This is a genomic window from Cernens ardua (assembly GCF_051251085.1).
Classification (GTDB): Bacteria; Pseudomonadota; Gammaproteobacteria; order Pseudomonadales; family Halomonadaceae; genus Cernens; species Cernens ardua.
On sequence record NZ_JBPCZH010000008.1, the window covers coordinates 1 to 19,580 of the forward strand.

General features: G+C 50.1%; 18 protein-coding genes. 13 read left to right on the forward strand and 5 right to left on the reverse strand.

Annotated features, from left to right (window positions below):
* Positions 1–195 precede the first annotated feature (195 nt).
* Positions 196–639: a GNAT family acetyltransferase gene (locus tag LMG33818_RS12115; RefSeq protein ID WP_442323655.1), complete on the forward strand. Its 444-nt coding sequence runs from the start codon at positions 196–198 to the stop codon at positions 637–639.
* A gap of 188 nt (positions 640–827) precedes the next feature.
* Here the strand turns inward: LMG33818_RS12115 and tyrS are convergent, their stop codons facing one another.
* Complete coding sequence (gene tyrS / locus LMG33818_RS12120) at positions 828–2,033, reverse strand: tyrosine--tRNA ligase (protein WP_442323656.1); 1,206 nt, start codon at positions 2,031–2,033, stop codon at positions 828–830.
* A 194-nt stretch (positions 2,034–2,227) separates the two neighbouring features.
* Here tyrS and LMG33818_RS12125 point away from each other — a divergent pair, with 194 nt between their 5' ends.
* The 5 genes from LMG33818_RS12125 to metW all read left to right on the forward strand — a co-directional run bounded on the left by LMG33818_RS12125 (position 2,228) and on the right by metW (position 6,524).
* Positions 2,228–2,941: a YggS family pyridoxal phosphate-dependent enzyme gene (locus LMG33818_RS12125; protein WP_442323657.1), complete on the forward strand. Its 714-nt coding sequence runs from the start codon at positions 2,228–2,230 to the stop codon at positions 2,939–2,941.
* A 214-nt stretch (positions 2,942–3,155) separates the two neighbouring features.
* Entirely contained in the window at positions 3,156–3,980 is an 825-nt protein-coding gene (gene proC, locus LMG33818_RS12130; protein ID WP_442323658.1) for a pyrroline-5-carboxylate reductase, read from the forward strand.
* Between the two features lie 153 nt (positions 3,981–4,133).
* Positions 4,134–4,730, forward strand: coding sequence for a YggT family protein (locus tag LMG33818_RS12135; protein ID WP_442323659.1), 597 nt, complete (start codon positions 4,134–4,136; stop codon positions 4,728–4,730).
* Positions 4,730–5,938 (forward strand): homoserine O-succinyltransferase MetX, encoded by a 1,209-nt coding sequence (gene metX / locus LMG33818_RS12140; RefSeq protein WP_442323660.1) that lies wholly within the window; start codon positions 4,730–4,732, stop codon positions 5,936–5,938. The genes LMG33818_RS12135 and metX overlap by 1 nt, the downstream gene beginning before the upstream one ends.
* On the forward strand, positions 5,931–6,524 hold the full coding sequence (gene metW, locus LMG33818_RS12145; protein WP_442323661.1) for a methionine biosynthesis protein MetW: 594 nt from the start codon (positions 5,931–5,933) through the stop codon (positions 6,522–6,524). Before metX ends, metW begins: the two co-directional genes overlap by 8 nt.
* Positions 6,525–6,593: 69 nt before the next feature.
* On the opposite strand, the gene sfsA is transcribed toward metW, so the two are convergent.
* Complete coding sequence (gene sfsA, locus LMG33818_RS12150; protein ID WP_442323662.1) at positions 6,594–7,322, reverse strand: DNA/RNA nuclease SfsA; 729 nt, start codon at positions 7,320–7,322, stop codon at positions 6,594–6,596.
* 182 nt (positions 7,323–7,504) lie between these two features.
* Here sfsA and dksA point away from each other — a divergent pair, with 182 nt between their 5' ends.
* The 7 genes from dksA (at position 7,505) to panC (ending at position 14,978) form a co-directional block, all read left to right on the forward strand.
* Positions 7,505–7,945: an RNA polymerase-binding protein DksA gene (dksA, locus tag LMG33818_RS12155; protein WP_442323663.1), complete on the forward strand. Its 441-nt coding sequence runs from the start codon at positions 7,505–7,507 to the stop codon at positions 7,943–7,945.
* Positions 7,946–8,680: 735 nt separating this feature from the next.
* Positions 8,681–9,397, forward strand: coding sequence for a phosphoribosyltransferase (locus tag LMG33818_RS12160; protein ID WP_442323664.1), 717 nt, complete (start codon positions 8,681–8,683; stop codon positions 9,395–9,397).
* Between the two features lie 48 nt (positions 9,398–9,445).
* Positions 9,446–10,351 (forward strand): tRNA glutamyl-Q(34) synthetase GluQRS, encoded by a 906-nt coding sequence (gene gluQRS, locus LMG33818_RS12165; RefSeq protein ID WP_442323665.1) that lies wholly within the window; start codon positions 9,446–9,448, stop codon positions 10,349–10,351.
* A gap of 784 nt (positions 10,352–11,135) precedes the next feature.
* Entirely contained in the window at positions 11,136–12,482 is a 1,347-nt protein-coding gene (gene pcnB, locus LMG33818_RS12170) for a polynucleotide adenylyltransferase PcnB (RefSeq protein ID WP_442323751.1), read from the forward strand.
* A 17-nt stretch (positions 12,483–12,499) separates the two neighbouring features.
* Positions 12,500–13,009 carry a 2-amino-4-hydroxy-6-hydroxymethyldihydropteridine diphosphokinase gene (gene folK, locus LMG33818_RS12175; protein WP_442323666.1) on the forward strand — a complete coding sequence of 170 codons (510 nt, stop codon included), beginning with the start codon at positions 12,500–12,502 and terminating at the stop codon, positions 13,007–13,009.
* Positions 13,010–13,301: 292 nt separating this feature from the next.
* The gene (gene panB / locus LMG33818_RS12180) at positions 13,302–14,090 is read left to right on the forward strand and encodes a 3-methyl-2-oxobutanoate hydroxymethyltransferase (protein WP_442323667.1); all 789 of its coding nucleotides are present in this window, start codon (positions 13,302–13,304) and stop codon (positions 14,088–14,090) included.
* 21 nt (positions 14,091–14,111) lie between these two features.
* Positions 14,112–14,978, forward strand: a complete 867-nt coding sequence (gene panC / locus LMG33818_RS12185; protein ID WP_442323668.1) for a pantoate--beta-alanine ligase — start codon at positions 14,112–14,114, stop codon at positions 14,976–14,978.
* 115 nt (positions 14,979–15,093) lie between these two features.
* On the opposite strand, the gene LMG33818_RS12190 is transcribed toward panC, so the two are convergent.
* From LMG33818_RS12190 to rpsO, 3 genes are all read right to left on the reverse strand, one after another.
* Positions 15,094–16,497: an amino acid permease gene (locus LMG33818_RS12190; protein ID WP_442323669.1), complete on the reverse strand. Its 1,404-nt coding sequence runs from the start codon at positions 16,495–16,497 to the stop codon at positions 15,094–15,096.
* 487 nt (positions 16,498–16,984) lie between these two features.
* Positions 16,985–19,111: a polyribonucleotide nucleotidyltransferase gene (pnp, locus tag LMG33818_RS12195; protein WP_442323670.1), complete on the reverse strand. Its 2,127-nt coding sequence runs from the start codon at positions 19,109–19,111 to the stop codon at positions 16,985–16,987.
* Positions 19,112–19,287: 176 nt separating this feature from the next.
* Positions 19,288–19,557, reverse strand: coding sequence for a 30S ribosomal protein S15 (rpsO, locus tag LMG33818_RS12200; protein ID WP_442323671.1), 270 nt, complete (start codon positions 19,555–19,557; stop codon positions 19,288–19,290).
* Positions 19,558–19,580: the final 23 nt, after the last annotated feature.

Genomic DNA, 19,580 nt, shown 5'->3' on the forward strand with positions numbered 1-19,580 from the left:
CCAAACAGCGAACCGCCAACCGTAAAAAACAAAGCAAAATCAATTGATTAAATTAAACTCAACTTCGTTACTTACTCAACCGCTGCCAGGCCTTGCCTCTGCAGCGGTGGCGTATAGTATAGAGTACAGCTTCCGTATGCAAGTGTTTTTTCAACCTAATACAAACGACATCATAACCAGGCAGGATAAACACAGATGGCACCAAGCTTTACGATTCGCCCATTTAATCACGACGATACTGAAAAGGTAGTTTCATTGTGGAAACATTCCGGGCTCACACGCCCCTGGAATGATCCATACAAGGATATCCAACGAAAAATGGAGGAAGAGCCCGAGCTCTTTCTGATAGGTGAATTGGGCGATCACGTCATCGGAAGCGCCATGGTAGGTTATGATGGGCACAGGGGGTGGCTTTACTATCTTGCTATCGAAGAGCAGCACCGCCAGAAAGGTTATGCTCGGGCGCTGATTGATGCAGCAGAATACTTATTGCGGGATAGAGGGTGCCCCAAAATCCACCTGATGGTGCGTCGTGACAATACGCAGGTTATCGGCTTATATGAAAGCCTGGACTATTCGGAAGTGGATACAGTAGTGCTCGGCAAGCGATTGATAAGTGACGAAGTTTCATCGCAATAAGCGATAAGACAAAAGCCCCCAACCAAACATGTTCATTTGTCAGCACGCAATAAAAAACGCCTGAAACATTTAACGACTTCAGGCGTTGTTCACGAATTGCCATTTCTGACGTACGAGTTGGCAGTGTGCTTCATGCTTCCCTAACGAGCCGTCGAAGAAAATCTTACAGCCCAAGGGAGCATTCCCCTTTACTCTGCTTTGACGGTGACCTTGGCAAAGTTACGCTTACCGGCCTGAATCACATATTCCCTATCGAATTCGAGCACGGCATCCTTCGCAATAACTTCGCTATCCACTTTGACGCGACCATTTTTCAATAAGTCCTTGGCCTGCGCACTGTTCTTGACCAATCCGGCACGATTCAATACATAACCAATAGGTGCGCCGGAATCCCCCGAAAACGTTACTTCAACTTCCTCAATATCTTCCGGAAGCTCACCATCGCCAAGCACATTACCGCTGGCCTTATGCGCATTCGCCGCTGCGTCTTCCCCGTGATAACGCGCAATAATCTCGCGCGCAAATTCCATTTTGATATCGCGAGGGTTGGCACCATTCTCAACTTGCTGACGCAAGGCTTTCAACTCGTCATTACTTTTTAGAGAGAGCAGATCCAGGTATTTCCAGATGAGTGAATCCGGCATGGACACCAGTTTGTTGAACATCACGCCGGGGGAGTCTTCAAGACCGACATAATTATTGAGGGACTTGGACATCTTTTGCACACCATCCAGACCTTCCAGCAAGGGCATGGTGATAACGACCTGTGGCGTCTGCCCCTCATGTTTCTGAAGTTCACGCCCCATCAACAGATTGAACTTCTGATCCGTCCCACCAAGCTCAATATCTGCTTCCAGCGCGACAGAGTCATATCCCTGCACCAGTGGATAAAGAAACTCATGAATGGCAATGGACTGGTTGGCATTATAGCGTTTCTCGAAATCATCACGCTCCAACATGCGCGCCACCGTGCTCTGCGCAGCCAGCTTGATCATGTCAGAGGCCGTCATGTTACCGAACCATTCAGAGTTGAAGCGTACTTCGGTTTTCTCAGGGTCAAGGATCTTGAACACCTGTTCACGATATGTATCGGCGTTGGCTTTCACCGCCTCAGGCGTCAGCGGCTTGCGCGTCGCGCTTTTACCAGTGGGATCACCGATCATTCCAGTAAAATCACCAATCAGAAAAATGACCGTATGCCCAAGATCCTGAAACTGGCGCAGCTTGGTCAACAGTACACTGTGACCGAGGTGCAGGTCAGGTGCAGTCGGATCGAAGCCGGCCTTGACGCGAAGTTTCTTGCCGGAGCGCAGTTTATCCATCAATGCGTCTTCCAGCAGAATTTCATCTGTACCACGCTTGATTAGCTCAAACGCATCAACAACATCACTCATTTTTATCTCTCAAGAGGTACAAGTGGCCCAAGGATTAGGAAGAAATCTGTATTCATCCTTAGCCGCTTTTGATTAAGACTATCTACCGATTATAACATGATGAAACAAGACTGTTGCCGTTTGCTGATACAGCTTACAATCAGAAGCCATTTGGCCGGTATACCTTGGTCATACATTTAGCAGGAAACGTTTCTATGTGTCACCCCAATACCGCAGAAGACCGTCTGAAAGGCGTGCGCCACCGATTACATCAAGCATTGATGAATGCCAATAGGGCCGAGGGTTCCGTTCATCTGCTGGCTGTCAGTAAAATGAAGAGCGCCGAAGAGGTACGCGAGCTGTTTGTTCTGGGCCAACATGCCTTTGGTGAAAATTATCTTCAGCAGGCATTGGAAAAGCAGGCGTTATTAAAGGATCTGGATATCGAATGGCACTTTATTGGCCCCATTCAATCCAACAAAACCCGAGAAATCGCCAGCCATTTTGATTGGGTTCACAGCATGGATCGTGAAAAAATAGCCCAACGGCTGAATGATCAACGTCCGGAAGACAAACCACCGCTAAATGTCTGCCTACAAGTGAATGTAAGCGGGGAAGCAAGCAAATCGGGCGTTGCCCTGTCTGACCTCCCTTCACTTGCGGAGTTCGTCAGTCGGTTGCCCAATTTGAGACTAAGAGGATTAATGGCCATTCCTGCACCGGCTGAAACACAGGAAGCTCAACGCAGACCATTCGCCCAGTTAAGACTCGCACTGGAAAAACTGCAGCAAGTACTGCCCGATGCGCCTCTGGATACACTCTCAATGGGGATGAGTGGAGATCTGGAAGCCGCGATCATGGAGGGCGCCACAATGGTACGTGTGGGAACGGCCCTCTTTGGGCCTCGGCCGCCTTTCAAGTCAACGTAACTGAGAGGCACACCGATACTATTGCAATAGTGAGAAAAAGAACTACTCACGACTCGTCATTTCAAATGGCACGATTACTCGACCATATATGTAAAGATAAAGTATAGATACACCCTCATTTGAAACGTTCCAGGCTTTGAAAAGTTTCAGACAAACAGCCTCGGTATTATTCGTGCAATCACATCATCAAGAATCAGTTTTACAGGGAAAGCACATGCCTCAGCAGATCAGTTTTATCGGCGCCGGTCATATGGCCGCCGCAATTATCAAAGGGTTGATTGCCAATGGGCATCCCGCTTCCAGTATTACTGCCACTGCAACGCGTGAAAGCACACTGGCCCCATTGAAAAGTGATTTGTCGATAAACACCACGACAGATAACAACGCGGCCGTTGCCTCCGCCGATGTTGTCATACTTGCGGTGAAGCCTCAGATTTTATCTGACGTCTGCCAGTCGCTAAAAGAGGTCGTACAGAAGCACAAACCATTAATACTTTCTGTGGCAGCCGGTGTTCGCTGTGAAGCCATTGAACGCTGGCTTGGCGGCAATATCAGCGTCATTAGAACGATGCCCAATACGCCATCACTGGTCGGTAGAGGCGCGTGCGGCATGTATGCCAATGAAAACGTGAATCAAAGCCAGCGGGATGAAGCTGACAAGCTGATGCAGTCTGTGGGTATCACTGCCTGGGTAGAAAAAGAGACGCTACTGAGTGCCGTCACTGCTATTGCCGGTAGTGCTCCCGCTTATTTTTACTATATGATCGAAGCGCTTGAAAAAGCGGGGGTCAAACAGGGGCTTGAATTGAAAGAGGCACGCCGCCTGGCAATCCAGACCGCGTTGGGCGCCGCTGAAATGTGCGTACAGAGCGATGAAACACCTGAAACATTGAAAAAGCAGGTAATGTCACCCAATGGTACGACAGAACGGGCGGTATGGGCGCTTAGTGATGGTGGTTTTGAATCGTTGGTTCAGTCGGCCTGTGATGCATGCCATGATCGTGCAGAAGAACTGGCCGACCAGCTCGATCATCCTTAGGGCATCGATTTTTCACGCATACGATTTTTCATACATACGATTTTTCATACATACAAAGATACTGAACATCGCAGCATTAATGCATGTGCACCTTGCTGTTATAGAGTTTGACGTATTTATTAGAAGCACTGTTTTGCGTCGTATGGAGGCGCCATGAGTTTTCAATTGGGCAATTTTGCCCTCACGCTGATCAACACCATTTTCAATCTGTTTACGTTTCTGCTAATGCTTCGTTTTGCATTACAGGCAGCGCGTGCAGATACCATGAACCCCATTAATCAGGGTATCCTCGGGGCTACAGATTGGTTGATCGCACCTATTCAGCGTTCCCTGCATCCAATATCAGGGCGTTACGAATACGTCACTGTTATCGCAGCGGTGCTCGTCAAAATCATTGGCATCACTCTGATCTTCAAGCTGTTTGAAGGAGTTTATCTCCCCTTCTATAACTTGTTCATTGCCGGTATAGCCGGTGCGCTGAATGCCATTGTTTCGATCTATTATTTCGCGCTGATTATTATGGTCGCAATCAGCTGGATAGCACCAAGTGCCAATCATCCGGGCGCCATACTGATCTATCAACTGACACAACCAATTCTGCAGCCATTGCAGAGAGTCCTGCCGTCATTTGGTGGACTCGATTTCAGCCCGATTGTCGCGTTCCTCCTGATCACATTCGCCGATAATCTGATTGTGAATCGACTGGTCATCATGTCAATGATCCCTGCAAGGGTAGTAATTGGATATTAATGGATACTGAAATCCCCCAGAACTCTATTGGAATGGTTGAACCACAGGTGGCGCATTTTGATACGCCCCTCGATCTCGTCTGCGGAAAATCGCTCGGTGCCTATGACCTCATGTATGAGACCTATGGGACGCTAAATGCCGAGCGCAGCAACGCCATTCTGATCTGCCATGCACTGACCGGCGATCACCATGCTGCCGGCTATTATCCCGATGATAAAAAACCGGGATGGTGGAATGCCTATATTGGCCCGGGTAAAAGTATCGACACCAACAAGTACTACGTTATTGCGCTGAATAATCTGGGTGGATGCAACGGTAGTACGGGGCCGATGTCAATCAATCCCGAGACTGGGCGTATCTGGGGGCCAGACTTTCCACTCATGACTGTCAGGGACTGGGTTAATAGCCAATCGCGGCTGGCCGATTATCTAGGCATCGATCGCTTTGCGGCGGTCGTCGGAGGTAGCCTTGGTGGTATGCAAGTGCTCCAGTGGTCACTGGATTATCCGGAACGGCTAGCGAACGCGGTTATCATTGCCTCGACCCCCAAGCTAACGGCACAGAATATCGCCTTTAATGAAGTGGCGCGTCAGGCCATTCGTTCTGATCCCGAATTCCATCAGGGCTGGTATGCCGAACAGGATACGTTGCCCCGGCGCGGGCTGCGTCTTGCCCGCATGGTAGGGCATATTACCTATCTGTCAGAACTGGCCATGGGAACAAAATTCGGGCGTGATATCCGCAATACGCTGAACTTTGGTTATGGCATTGAGTTCGAAGTCGAATCCTATTTGCGCTATCAGGGGGAATCGTTTTCAGGACGCTTTGATGCCAATACGTATCTGCTAATGACCAAGGCACTGGATTATTTTGATCCCGCCGGTGAATTTGAGGGGGATCTTGCCGCAGCCCTGGCTCCTGCTCAATGCCGTTTTCTGGTCATCAGCTTTGCCACGGATTGGCGTTTCGCCCCGAGCCGTTCCAAGGAGTTGGTAGATGCCTTGGTATTAGCCGGCAAGCGGGTCAGTTATGCCAACGTGGATTCTCCTTATGGGCATGATGCCTTTCTGATTCCTCATCCCCGTTATGAAGCTGTATTGGGGGGATATCTGAATCATGCTAGCGACGCCCTTTCTCTCACACACGCTCAATATTCCGTACAGCAAGCGAACGGCACCACACAACAGGGAGGCGCTGACCATGGCTGAATTACGCGCTGATCTGGAGCTCATTCAAGAGTGGGTAGCGCCCGGCGCACGAGTGCTCGATCTGGCATGTGGTGACGGTACACTATTGAAATACCTGGCGGATAACAAGCACGTTTCCGGCTATGGGTTGGAAATCAATCCTGACGAAATCAATCAGTGTATTGCCAAGGGTGTGGATGTTATCGAGCAAAACATTGACGATGGGCTCTCCAACTTTCCTGACACCTCATTCGACGTCGTTATCATGAGTCAGGCCCTGCAGGCACTCCATCGGCCGGATAAAGCATTACAGGAGATGCTCCGTGTTGCGGATGAGTGCATCATCACCTTCCCCAACTTCGCCTATTGGAAACATCGTTTACATCTAGGGCTGAAAGGTGAAATGCCACTGTCTCAGGCACTTCCCCACGAGTGGTATGACACGCCCAACATTCACTTGTCCACCTTCCGGGATTTTGCACGGCTCTGCGAAAAATTCGGCTATCAAATTACGGACAGCGTGGTAGGACGAGGGGATGCCTGGCGTATTGTGCGGCATTGGAAAAACCTATTGGGTGAAACAGCCATTTTCCGCGTGAAGCGCTAAAGAACCGCCGAGGGCGAATGCCCGATGTGCTTCAGGGCTCCAAACCCGTATAGGCAGACAAGCACTTGCTTAAAGCAATACCGGCAGAGGTCGCGTCAAACGGATCTCTGCCTCCTGTGCTCCAAGCTGGATATCGCATCCATACGCAATAACTTCCACCCCTTCTCTCACGGCCTGACGTAGCGCTGTCGCATAGGCACGATCGATTTTTTCTGCCGGTGCCACACTAGTGATCCCTGTATGTGGCACACAAAACAGCAATACGGCTCTAGTGCCTTCGTTGGCCTGCTGCATCAACAGTTCCAGATGTTTGAGTCCACGTTTACTTACCGCATCCGGAAAAAGGCCTGCGCCGCCTGATTCCAGCGTGTCTTCAAGCAACGTGACCTGTTTGACCTCGACCAGACACGGGCCTTTCTCGAAATCAAGACGGAAGTCCAGACGTCCTTCGCCTACTTTGTACTCGGGCTGGATATGTAGCGGATGCTCAAGGGGGGCAATAGCACCAGAGATGATGCCCTCCTTCACCAATGCATTGGCTTTTGACGTATTTACGGATGCATAGGCAGGGCCGCGAATCGTTTCGACTTCGGTAAATTCCCAACTCCAGGCCAGTTTCCGTGCCGGGTTATCATGATGGGATAACCAGACCTTACTGCCCGCTTCCTTCAGGCCCGTCATCGCACCTGTATTGGCACAATGCGCAACCACTGTTTCCCCCGAATCCAGTTCAACGTCAGCTAAAAATCGCTTGTAGCGGCGAATCAATTTTCCTGTCTGAAGAGCGTCGTATCTCAATGAAATTTCCTGAAAACATTCTGAAATGAACAATATTCTATAATTTTATTTAGCAAATAAACTTGCATTAAGGTGTTTTTTTCTATAAAAGACACAATCCTTCGGTAACCGAACACCACCTGAAGAGGTGAAATCGCGGTGCCCTTTGGGCCCTGGATACACTGTGTTACGAGGCATCCAACATGGCAGTAGCTGAAAAGCAACCTGAAGCACCAGAACAGTTCGTCCCCTACCAGCCGGCAGCGGGCGAAGAATATATGAACGAGAAGCAACTCCAGCATTTTCGTAACATTCTGCTGGAGTGGAAGCATGATTTGATGCAGGAAGTTGATCGCACTGTGCGCCATCTCCAGGAAGACGGCAGCAACAACTTTGCCGATCCTTCTGACCGTGCGACGCAGGAAGAAGGGTTCAGCCTTGAGCTGAGAACCCGCGATCGCGAACGCAAGCTGCTCAGAAAGATCAATCAAACGATCGAACGTATCGATGAAGACGATTACGGCTTCTGCGAAGCATGCGGCGTGGAAATCGGTATTCGTCGCCTTGAAGCGCGTCCTACGGCAACACTCTGTGTTGACTGCAAGACATTGGCAGAACTCAAGGAAAAACAACTGAACGGCTGATTCAACCAAATTCATGATATCCGGCACTTAACTGCAAAAAGCAGCATTACCCGCCAAAAAATATTCATGAATTTAAATTTATCAGCGTTGTTTCATGTTCGCAGTAGTAGATAAAAGTAGTGTGCAAAAAGAGGGGTGAGGTCGCCATTACCGAAGGCGCGGGCTTCATCCCTGCTTTTGCTGCTATAGCTTTTGCTGCTATAGCGAACTCTTTCGTCTACTCAATAGTTTTCTATCCCGTAGTCTTCTATCAATCGTCTCTCAACACTGGTACGCCCTTTTCTTCTTACGCCCTTCTCTTCTATTAGGTACGTTCTATTCTTCTATTTCCTGACTTGTCTTTCCTTGGCTACTTTTGTGTAAATACCACACGCCCCGCTCTACCCCAGTTATTATTTGCCGTACTCTCCATATTCATTCCGTCCTCACCATCCGTTTGTCCCTACCTTGCATTCCGTCCCTAACATGGTGAACACGAGTGTGGCGCCTCTCATAGCATTTCTACTGCGAAGATAAATGCAGTCAATCAACATGGTGTTGTATGCACTAAATCCCGGTTTTCAGCACATATTCAAACAATTACGGTTTGATAAATAACTTGCCTGCAAATTTACGTCGGCTATTGTTATTCTTAAAGGTATTCTCTTATCCCTCAATGCTTTGTGTGAACGGTCGATTCAGCCCCACATAAGCATTTGATCTCTTACTCTTCAGGCCTTCACATCAGGAATAAAAATGAATAAAACGTCCTCGGAGTCGCTCCCTACCGAATACAACGTTTATTTCCATGCTACTCCAGAGGGGGCGCCTGATTGCCCGGCAGGCTACTATCGTGCGCAACTGCATGATAACAGCGTGTTGGACCTCCCTATTCAGCCTTTTCCCAATAAACGCTCGGCTATTGCCCTACTGATGTCCAATGAGACGTCATTCGATGTGGAGCAAGCCATCATTGAACGCATGTTTCAGCAAATCGAAGCCATTCAGCCTGAAGTCATTGTGGGCGTGCCTACGCTTGGGCTGGGTTATGCACGCGAGCTCGCCAAGCGATTGGGCCACAAGCACTATGTATCTCTCGGACAATCACGCAAGTTCTGGTACAAGGAAGAATTCAGTCAGCCGGCCAGTTCCATTACGTCTCTGGGAACCAATCGTTATCTTTATATCGACCCGGGGCTTGTCGCCCGTATCGTCGGGAAAAAGGTACTGCTGATTGATGATGTGATTACAACGGCAGGGACTGCTAAAGCGGCCCTGCAACTGGTCACACGATTAGGCGCCCATCCGGTGGGTATTGCAGTAGCGCTAACGGAAGGGGATCAATGGGTTGCAACATTGGAAAATTTCGAGAAAGGTTGGTCAGATAAAGTGACCTCACTAGGGCATATTCCTCATTTCAAGCGTGCGGGGAATACATGGAAAGCGCAGCCTGATCGTTTTTATACGCCCTGATGATGCGCTAACCCAATACTTTTTATTCCTGAAAACCATCGACCTCTCATGTTACCTACTTACCGCGGTCGTTTCGCGCCCACGCCCTCTGGCCCTCTGCATTTGGGCTCGCTCACCACCGCTGTCGCGAGCTGGCTGGACGCGCGCGCGCATCATGGGCAATGGCTAGTGCGGATTGAAGATGTTGACCTCCCTCGCTGCCCTCCCGGCACCAGTGATCTGATTCTCCAACAATTGGTTGCATACGGATTGGAATGGGATGGCAATGTCAGCTTTCAGCATGATCATGACCAACGCTATCAGGAGGCATTGAATTCTCTTGTCAAACAACATCAAGCCTATGACTGTAGTTGCTCACGCAAGGAGTGGCAGTCATATCCACATTACCCGGGTTGGTGCCGGCAGGGGAATCGTCACCCGGAACGCCCGGCTGCCTGGCGACTCAATACGGGCAGGCAAGAGCCCTCACCAAACGATAACATTGAGTGGGAAGACCTGTGGCTAGGATATCAACGTTGGTCACTCGCCGAGTTGGGTGACGTCGTGTTGAAGCGCAAGGATGGCCTGTGGGCATACCAGCTTGCGGTGGTGGTTGATGATGCAGCCGAGGGAATCACCCATGTTATTCGAGGGGAGGATTTACTCGATAACACGCCCTGGCAAATCAGGTTGCAGGAAAATCTTGGTTTTCCAATACCACGATACGCACATATGCCGCTCGTTAAGGCAGAGAATGGGCAAAAACTCTCCAAACAGAACCTTGCACCTGCTCTGCCAAATCAACCGCAGGCTATCCGTCATACCTTGCACCACGCATTACAGCTACTGGGATTGGCCCCGCCTGATGCACTACAACACGAGCGTATAGAAGCACAACTGACCTGGGCGTTGGCACATTGGACGCTTACGCAGGCAGAATCAACCCTTCCAGACAAAACGCAGGCATCGCCCTGACAATCGTGCACCAAAAGCGACACCACCATGTCCAAAAGTGAACAGAATATGCCTTGATGAGACAAAGGTGCGCTTACCCAATATTCATGAAAAAATTATAAAACCAATAACCCAATGTTTTTAAACCATTTTTTATAAGTTGGCACAAATACCGCTTATTAATAGGCAAGAAAAACAAAAACGATTACAAGCGAAGAACAAAAACAATTCACTTCGCGGTTGGGTGAGCATAACAACAACAAGAAATGTGAGCCGTAATCGTAGACACGCACCAAAAAACAAAAGGTGTTGGGTAACATTGTAGGTGGGAATTCGCTGAGAATGTGTGTTTTCCATGTGATCCAATAAAAATAACGTCACAGGTTAACCCGCTGACAACAAAAACAAGATAGCAGGCACATTCTCTATTCATTCTTTCCTGACATGTCTTTTGAGAAGGTTTGCTTTGATCTTCTCGAATGCTTTCGCCTTCCGGCCAGCGTTTTAAGCTTATATCCCTGACACAATCCTCTCGAACAACGTTGCCTTTCTTTCCCCCCCCAGAAAAGATACATGACCAGCACCTCGATGGCGTTCTTTCTTCCCGCATCATTCGGATTCACAGGTGAAATACGATTATTTTCCTGAAATCAACCGTATTTTTTCTCTAACGCTCCCCGGCTCACTTTGCAAGCCTGCAATGCTTGGTTAAACTGACAGCATATGCGCGCTGGTTATACCAGTTCTAGCTTAATTTATTCATATCGGGTATCGGTAAGGTTTGAAAACCTCAATCAATGATCTTATGGCAAGTCCTTCCCCTCATATTATTCCCCGCGAGGAGCATCAGCTTTCACGCAATATGCTGAGCGAAAATGCGCTCAAGGTTCTCCAACGGTTGAACAAGGCCGGCTACTCTGCGTATCTGGTCGGTGGTTGCGTGCGCGATGGACTATTGGGGATGACACCCAAGGATTTCGACGTTGCAACCAATGCCACGCCGGACCAGGTAAAGGCACTTTTCCGTAATGCCATGATCATTGGCCGCCGATTCCGGATTGTGCATGTTCGTTTTGGTCGTGAAGTAATAGAGGTCACCACGTTCCGTGGCACTCACGAAGAGAACAATGATGGTAATCGATCCCAACGTTCTGAAGCAGGCATGTTACTGCGTGACAACGTATGGGGCAGTGTCGATGAAGACGCTATGCGTCGTGACTTCACCATCAATGCGCTCTACTACGATGCTCAGGATCGCTCGATTCATGATTGGGCAAACGGTGCCGAGGATCTAAAAGAGGGTCAAGTACGCCTGATTGGAGATCCGGAAACCCGTTATCGTGAAGATCCCGTACGTATGCTGCGTGCCGTTCGCTTTGCAGCCAAGCTGGATTTCGAGATTGAATCGCATACGGCCGAGCCCTTGCACGAATTGGCCCCCCTACTTCTTTCTATCTCCCCTGCTCGTATGTTTGACGAAGTCCTCAAACTGTTCCTGAGCGGCGCGGCACTGAAAACGTATCATCGCCTGCGTGAACAGGGGCTCTTCGCCATGCTGTTCCCCGCCACTTTCGACGCGCTGAGTGTCGTACCCTGGGCAGAAAAACTGATTGAGCAATCGTTGATCAATACGGATGAACGGGTACGTCTGGACAAGCCTGTCACACCGGCATTCCTGTATGGCGCCCTATTATGGCCCGCGGTGGTAATGGACACGCAAGCCTTCATGATAGAGGGCGTCCCTTTGGTACCTGCGCAACAGCAGGCTGCCCAGCAGGTACTTGGCCGTCAACTCCAACACACTGCCATTCCCAAGCGCTTCAGCATGCCCATGCGTGATATTTGGGATCTTCAGTTACGCCTGCCTCGCCGCAAGGGAAAGCGCGCTGAACAGATTCTCAACCAACAGCGCTTCCGTGCAGGCTTCGACTTCCTGCTATTGCGTGAACAGGCGGGGGAAATTCCTCCGGGTTTGGGTGAATGGTGGCAGCAATACCAGGATGCCGGTGAAGCCGAGCGCCAAGCCATGGCCAGTAACGTGCCGTCCAAACCGACGGATAATGAAGACTTGCCCCCCATGTCGAGCGAAAATACCCCACCGCCACGCAAACGCAGGCGGCCGCGGCGGCGTACTCCGCGTAAAAACCAGTAATCACGGTTATCGTGATCATGTACGCTCATTATCCTCACCGTGCTTTTATCGGTATTGGCAGCAACCTGAATAACCCACTTGAGCAGGTACAGCGGGCCATTACTGCACTTGCAAGGCTACCGCTGTGCGAGATGGTAGCTGTATCCCCCCTCTATCGCACACAACCTGTGGGGCCGCAGGATCAGGATGACTTCATCAATGGTGCAGTAGAGCTGCTGACCGCCTATAGTCCGCTGGCTCTGCTTGACCAGCTTCAGCGTCTTGAGCAACAACAGCGCCGTATCAGAGTCCGCCATTGGGGGCCAAGGACGCTGGATCTTGACCTCTTGTTATACGATGAACAGATAATGGATCATGCACGCCTGCAAGTACCTCACAAGGAATTTCTAAAGCGTCCATTTGCCTGGAAACCGGTGATCGATATAGCCCCTGATGTACGGCTTCCGGATGGTTCATATCTGCATGAATACATACAAATGGGCGACGCCAACGATATGGTACAGATCGGTACACTATCTTCGACCTGATATCGCGATACCATAGAAGCGATGCCACGGAAAGCTTGTTTACCTGCTTTACTGCCTTCCTCATGTAAAAGTACTCTGGAGCTCATCTCTTCAGGCAGCTGCGTCTCTATACCCTACTCAACTGATTCATCAACACCTATACTGATGCAGTGTTACCCATACAGCTTCATCAATGCCTATACTGCCGATACCTGATACTCAATTTTAAACCAGAACAAGGCAGCGGCATGAGCTACATGCCATCCATATCAATATTATCCACAGCCATCACCATTTTTAGTGGGAGTTTCTCATGGCGATTACCCTCTCAACCTTGAATGGACACCGTGAATCCAATACACCATTCAGCTGTTTGACAGCCTATGATGCCACGCTTGCCCGTTTGGCAAGTGATGCGGGAGTTGAAGTATTACTGGTGGGTGATTCCCTCGGTATGGTCGTACAGGGGCATACAAGCACGGTCCCTGTGACTATCGATCAGATGGTGTACCACACTGAATGTATTGCGCGAGCGGGTGTGGATAGTTTGATTATGGCGGACTTACCCTTCATGTCCGCACCTTCGACCGAAACTCTTCTGGATAATGCCGCGCGGTTAATGCGTGCCGGCGCGCACATGGTGAAGATTGAAGGTGCTGGTTGGCTACAAGCAGGCATTCAGGCACTTGCCCAGCAAGGGATACCTGTCTGCGTACATTTGGGACTCACGCCACAGCACGTCAATGCCCTGGGAGGCTATCGAGTTCAGGGAATGGACCCGGATGAAGCGCAGGCTATCATCGATGATGCACTGGCGCTGGAGCAAGCGGGGGCAGCTGCTATTTTGCTGGAATGCGTGCCTCGGGATCTGGCACTGGATGTGCGTGATGCACTGACCGTGCCCGTCATTGGAATCGGGGCAGGCCCGGATGTGGATGGGCAAATACTGGTCATGCACGATATGCTGGGTGCCACGACGGGGCATGTGCCTCGTTTTGTAAAAAACTTCCTGCTGGATGAAGTGTCTATACAGGATGCCTTTCTTTCTTATCATGAGGCCGTGGTCCACCGTGAATTTCCGGCACCTGAGCACTGCTATTAGCCACTCTGATATACAAGTACCATGAAAACCTTTACTACAATTGAAGAAGTGCGCACGTTTGTTCGCACTGCAAGACACGCATCGCAACGTATTGCCTTTGTTCCCACTATGGGAAATCTGCATGATGGCCACATGGCACTGGTGAAAGCAGCTAAAAAACACGCAGATGTGGTCATCACTTCCATTTTCGTCAACCCAATCCAGTTTGGCCCAAACGAAGACCTTGAGAGTTACCCTCGCACATTAACGGCAGACCGTCAGGCGTTGGAAACCGTAAAGTGCGATGGGCTGTTTCTACCTACGGTTGATACGTTATCCCCCAATGGTATGGATACATTGACGAAGGTCCATGTCCCCGGCCCCTCCGAGGGATTATGTGCTACCTCACGACCCAATCATTTCGACGGCGTCTCGACCGTTGTCTCAATTCTATTCAATATTGTTCAGCCGGACATTGCCTGCTTCGGCAAGAAGGATTATCAACAGCTTGCCATCATTCGCAAAATGGTAGATGACCTGCATTTGCCGATTGAAATCATCGGTGTTGATACGGTGCGAGAATCCTCTGGGCTTGCCCTCTCTTCCCGTAATGGTTATCTGGATGATGAACAGCACCAACAGGCAGCAAATCTACAGCGGGTCTTGAAAATGGCAGAGAGCGCGCTATTGGAGGGAACACCACGAGATACCGTATTAATCTATGCGCGCACAGAGCTTGAGACTCAGGGATTCGAAGTGGATTATCTTGAGTTACGCCGAAAGGATCTTTCCCCACTCGGGGTAAACGACCTTATCGAAGGAAATGCCATTTTGCTGGCTGCGGCTTATTTGGGAAGTACGCGTTTGCTGGATAATCGAGAGATTAAAAAAGAACACCCTAACGAGTAAACGACTCCGTTAGGGTGTTGCGTCTTCCTACCGTTTTATTTCCCTATATCACTGTGGGCGTCGCACTCTCATGTATGCATTCAGCCAACGGGACCCTCACAGTGAATCAGATACGTCAGGTAGATTCTGAAACGGCCGCTGATTTCCTCGCACGGTACTTCATCTTTATTCTATAGAAAATGTAGCACCAGATAATAAAGGGAATACTGAAGTAGATCGAAATCCGCTGCCCCGGGTCGCAAGCCATACCGACACAAGCGATAAGGCAGAACAGGATAGCGCCAATGGGTACCCATGGATAAAAGCGAACACGGTAATGGAGATCCTTCACATCCCCTCCCCGCTTCACATACTGCCGTCGGAAAGCCATCTGCGCCGCAGCAATCACCATCCAGACCACCACTGAGGCAAATCCCGAGATCGAGATCAGTGCCAGATACACCGTCCCCGGTGCATAAATGCTACTGGCGAGTGATGCCAAAGCCCCCAGCAAACTCAGCAATACGGCATTGACCGGCGCACCAAAGCGGGAGACACGTGTATAACGTTTGGAAATAAAGCCCTGATTCCCCAGGGTCCACAACATGCGAGCGGATGCGTACAAGCCTGAATTGGCAGCAGAGAGCATAGCCGTCAGAATCACCAGATTCATGATATCGCCGACGTAAGGCAAACCCACATGGCTAAAAACGGTCACGAAAGGGCTTTGCTCAACATTGGCGTCTTCGCGGGGGATGAGGGCTGCCAATACAATAATGGTGCCGATGAAGAAGATAGCCAGCCGGGCGATCGTCACGCGAATTGCTTTACGAAGACTATTTTGCGGATCCTCGGCCTCGCCGGACGCAATCCCTACCAGCTCCGAGCCCGAGAACGCGAAGAGCACCACAACCAACGTCATGAAGACTGACCAGATTCCTGTTGGGAAGAGGCCTTCGCGGGTGAAGTTGTCAAGATAATGGGTGTGTATGTCTCCCCTGTGCGGGAAGCCTAGAATCAGCCAGATACCCACCGCTAGAAATACTATGACTGTGGCTACCTTGATCAACGATAACCAGAACTCTGTTTCGGCAAAGATCTTGACTGAAAACAAATTCAACGCAAGTATCACGACGCCAAACAGTAGGCTCCAGCTCCATACCGGCACATTGGGGTACCAATGCTGCATCAGCATGCCGGCACCGGTAAATTCAGACCCTATCGCAACGGTCCAGTTCAGCCAATAAAGCCAGGCAATAGTATAACCTGTGCCTGGCCCCAGATAACGTGTTGCATACACACTAAAAGAACCGGAATTCGGTGTATATACCGCCAGTTCCCCCAGACATACCATCACCATGTACATGACCAACGCGCCGATCGCGTAAGCCAGTACCGCACCCAATGGGCCTGCCTGATTGATCGAGTAACCGGAACTCAGGAACAATCCGGTACCGATAACCCCGCCCAACGCCAGCATTACCATGTGGCGTGTCTGCATCCCTGTTTTTAATTCCTGATCAGAATCCTGCTGTGCCATATGACTCTTCCAAACATTCTTTCTAAAATCTTCTTCCAAAAACGCCTTATGAACGTTTTTGATGCTTCAGGGATACGTGCCGATTCTCTACCAATTAATCACTAATGTACGTAATACAATGTGGACGGTGACAATTTTACATAGGGAGAGCCTAACCCTACATTACAACGGAAGGCGAAATACCCTCGATCACCCTTCTACTCTTATGATAGCACCGTACTGATATTTTTTTGTCCGGCGCCTCTTCACACATTCCTGGCAGTCCATTGATGTATAAAACGAGCCAACATTCTCAAGTCACAGAATATTTGTATATCAATTTCACGCAAAAGCCCCAACAGAATGAGAGGAACGAGCCGACTTGCACATCGCGAACCACTCAATCCCATCGGGGCTTTATTCATCAGGCATTACCTTTTTAACTCATTTTAGTTAGCTTCAAATAGCATCGGCTAACTTCAAGTATGTTAAAGAAATGCCTAAACGATCACTCACCATCGGCAAGAGACGCTTCGAAAGCTTCTTTCTCTTCCGGAGTGACTTCTTTGATAGACAGCTTCACACGGCCACGATTGTCAATATCGAGTACCTTGACGGTCACCATGTCGCCTTCATTCAAATAGTCCTTCACGTCATTAACACGCTCGGGCACGATTTGAGAAATGTGAACCAGACCGTCTGTTCCCGGCATGAAATTCACGAAAGCACCAAAGTCGGCAATACGAACGACTTTACCACGGTACAGTGCATTGATTTCGGGCTCAGCCACAATCGCCTGCACGGTATCGACCGCTTTTTTGGAGCCGGCCTTGGTATCCGCATAAATACGAACTGTACCATCATCCTGAATGTCGATGGATGCCCCAGTGTCTTCGCAGATCTGGCGAATGGTTGCGCCACCTTTACCGATGACATCACGAATCTTGTCGCTGTCGATCTTGAAGGTCACCATGGAAGGTGCGTGGTCAGCCACTTCTTCACGACCAGAGCTGATCACTTCGTTCATCTGCTTGAGGATATGCAAACGTGCTTCATAAGCCTGCTCCAGAGCACGCTCCATGATCGCTTCATTGATACCTTCAATCTTGATGTCCATCTGCAGTGCAGTGACGCCATTCTCTGAACCGGCAACCTTGAAGTCCATATCGCCAAGGTGATCTTCATCACCCAGAATATCGGTCAGTACGGCAAAACGTTCACCATCCTTCACCAGCCCCATCGCGATACCGGCAACAGGCGCCTTCAGCGGAACACCGGCGTCCATCAGTGCCAATGACGCACCACAGACAGATGCCATGGAGCTGGAACCGTTGGATTCAGTAATCTCGGACACAACACGTACGGTATAGGGGAAGGTGTCATCGCCAGGAACCATCGCCTGTACACCGCGCTTCGCCAGACGGCCATGGCCGATCTCACGACGCTTCGGAGAACCAAAGAAGCCGGCTTCGCCTACGCTGTAGGGAGGGAAGTTATAGTGGAACAGGAAACGTTCCTGACGCTCACCTTCCAGCCCTTCGATTGTCTGGGATTCACGCATAGTGCCCAGAGTCGCACTTACGATAGCCTGTGTTTCACCACGAGTGAAAAGAGCCGAACCGTGAGTACGCGGCAAAACACCCACTTCGATCGCCAGCGGGCGAACGGTACGCTGATCGCGCCCGTCAATACGCGGCTCACCATTCAGGACACGCTCACGTACGACGCGTTTTTCCAATGAAGCAAAGGCACCGGCCACATCAGACTCATCAAACTGACTGGATTCATTACCCAACAGTTCGATCGCCTGCTGACGCAGTTCAGACAATGCATCCTGACGCTGAAGTTTGTCTGTAATGCGATAAGCCTCACCGACCTTGCTTTCAAAGCCAGCGGCCAGTGACTGCTTGAGTTCCGTATTTTCAGGGGCAGGTTGCCAATCCCACTTGGGTTTGCCCGCTTCTTCGGCAAACTCACGGATAGCCTGAATGGACTGTTGCATTTCCTGATGGGCAAACAGCACTGCACCCAGCATTTCGTCTTCGGTCAGCTCTTTGGCTTCAGACTCAACCATCAGTACCGCTTTATCGGTACCAGCAACCACCATGTCGAGCTCGGAGGTGGCCAGCTCTTCATTGGTCGGGTTGATGAAATAACCGCGCTCTTCAGTAAATGCAACACGCGCCGCACCCAGAGGGCCATGGAATGGCACACCGCTGATGGAAAGCGCCGCAGAGGTACCCAACATGGCGGCAATATCAGGATCATTCTGTTTGTCGGCTGACATCACCGTACAGATCACCTGAACTTCATTCATGAAGCCTTTGGGGAAAAGCGGGCGGATAGGACGGTCGATCAAGCGAGACGTTAGTGTCTCTTTCTCGGTCGGGCGGCCTTCACGCTTGAAGAAACCACCGGGAATTTTACCTACGGCGTAGGTCTTTTCCTGATAGTGAACGGACAGGGGAAAGAAGTCCTGATCCGGTTTTACATCCTTGCGAGCCACCACTGTACAGAGGACGGAGGTGTTCTCGATGGTAATCAATACGCTACCGGTTGCCTGACGTGCAATGCGTCCGGTCTCCAGCGTGACGGTCTTGCCACCGTACTGGAAAGTCTTTTTGACAGGATTCACTCTGAATTCCTTTGATATATGTATACGATCGTGTTCGCGTTTTATGCGCTCAAGCAGCAATATTAGAGACTTGCGGGGCCGCTGTCACGACCCGAGATGACATTAGTGCCTGCCATGAACAAAAACAGGCAGCCACAAAGGGCTGCCCGCTTGATACGCATAAGCAACTATCGCAATTAGCGACGGAGGCCGAGACGCTTGATCAGGTCCTGATAACGTTCAAAGCTTTTGCCTTTGAGGTAGTCCAGCAGTTTACGACGCTGGTTAACCATGCGGAGCATACCGCGGCGAGAGTGAACGTCCTGTTTGTGGGACTTGAAGTGCTGCTGCAGGCCATTGATGTTGGCAGTCAGCAGAGCGACCTGAACTTCAGGGGAGCCAGTGTCATTTTCGCTCTGACCGTATTCCTTAACGATGGCTGCTTTGGTTTCAGCAGTTAATGCCATGAGTCATTCTCCAGATTAATATG

Excerpts from the sequence above, each read along its gene's own strand:
- LMG33818_RS12115 (WP_442323655.1), top strand. The coding sequence starts at position 196 with ATGGCACCAAGCTTTACGATTCGCCCATTTAATCACGACGATACTGAA.
- panB (WP_442323667.1), top strand. The coding sequence starts at position 13,302 with ATGGCGATTACCCTCTCAACCTTGAATGGACACCGTGAATCCAATACA.
- gluQRS (WP_442323665.1), top strand. The coding sequence starts at position 9,446 with ATGTTACCTACTTACCGCGGTCGTTTCGCGCCCACGCCCTCTGGCCCT.
- tyrS (WP_442323656.1), bottom strand. The coding sequence starts at position 2,033 with ATGAGTGATGTTGTTGATGCGTTTGAGCTAATCAAGCGTGGTACAGAT.
- pcnB (WP_442323751.1), top strand. The coding sequence starts at position 11,136 with ATGGCAAGTCCTTCCCCTCATATTATTCCCCGCGAGGAGCATCAGCTT.
- proC (WP_442323658.1), top strand. The coding sequence starts at position 3,156 with ATGCCTCAGCAGATCAGTTTTATCGGCGCCGGTCATATGGCCGCCGCA.
- LMG33818_RS12190 (WP_442323669.1), bottom strand. The coding sequence starts at position 16,497 with ATGGCACAGCAGGATTCTGATCAGGAATTAAAAACAGGGATGCAGACA.
- LMG33818_RS12160 (WP_442323664.1), top strand. The coding sequence starts at position 8,681 with ATGAATAAAACGTCCTCGGAGTCGCTCCCTACCGAATACAACGTTTAT.
- LMG33818_RS12125 (WP_442323657.1), top strand. The coding sequence starts at position 2,228 with ATGTGTCACCCCAATACCGCAGAAGACCGTCTGAAAGGCGTGCGCCAC.
- LMG33818_RS12135 (WP_442323659.1), top strand. The coding sequence starts at position 4,134 with ATGAGTTTTCAATTGGGCAATTTTGCCCTCACGCTGATCAACACCATT.
- dksA (WP_442323663.1), top strand. The coding sequence starts at position 7,505 with ATGGCAGTAGCTGAAAAGCAACCTGAAGCACCAGAACAGTTCGTCCCC.
- folK (WP_442323666.1), top strand. The coding sequence starts at position 12,500 with ATGTACGCTCATTATCCTCACCGTGCTTTTATCGGTATTGGCAGCAAC.
- panC (WP_442323668.1), top strand. The coding sequence starts at position 14,112 with ATGAAAACCTTTACTACAATTGAAGAAGTGCGCACGTTTGTTCGCACT.
- metW (WP_442323661.1), top strand. The coding sequence starts at position 5,931 with ATGGCTGAATTACGCGCTGATCTGGAGCTCATTCAAGAGTGGGTAGCG.
- rpsO (WP_442323671.1), bottom strand. The coding sequence starts at position 19,557 with ATGGCATTAACTGCTGAAACCAAAGCAGCCATCGTTAAGGAATACGGT.
- metX (WP_442323660.1), top strand. The coding sequence starts at position 4,730 with ATGGATACTGAAATCCCCCAGAACTCTATTGGAATGGTTGAACCACAG.